Origin of the sequence: Mesorhizobium sp. M2E.F.Ca.ET.209.01.1.1, from assembly GCF_004010375.2 — a bacterium.
Classification (GTDB): Bacteria; Pseudomonadota; Alphaproteobacteria; order Rhizobiales; family Rhizobiaceae; genus Mesorhizobium.
This window is the reverse complement of the sequence record NZ_SADP02000787.1, coordinates 1-321: the sequence shown is the minus strand read 5'-3', so window position 1 is coordinate 321 and position 321 is coordinate 1. Positions and strand designations below refer to the sequence as shown.

Annotated in this window: 1 pseudogene; it reads right to left on the bottom strand. The window is 67.0% G+C overall.

Features of this window, described 5'->3' with window-relative positions:
- Positions 1–321 (bottom strand): annotated as a pseudogene (locus EN852_RS37905) (hypothetical protein); the annotation flags it as partial.

Genomic DNA, 321 nt, shown 5'->3' with positions numbered 1-321 from the left:
GGAGGCGCGGTAGAGCTTCAGCCTGCCGCCGGTGCTCGCCTCCGGCAGCATCCAGATCACGCCGTCGCGCTCGAACACTTGCGGGTAGGAGAGGTGGTGGGCCTCCTCTAGCACGACCCGGGGGTTTTCAGGAACGCCGCTTGAATCGAACGCGACAACGGAGATGACGGCCTTGCCGATCGCGTGCGGATAGTCCTCGACGAACACGAAAGGCCGGTCCTGCCACCAGAAGGGGAACGGGTCGGCGTAGAAATGATCGCCGAGGTCCGGCAGCACCGACCAGCCGGTGCCGAGCCTGCCCGTGTCGGCGACGCCTGGTGC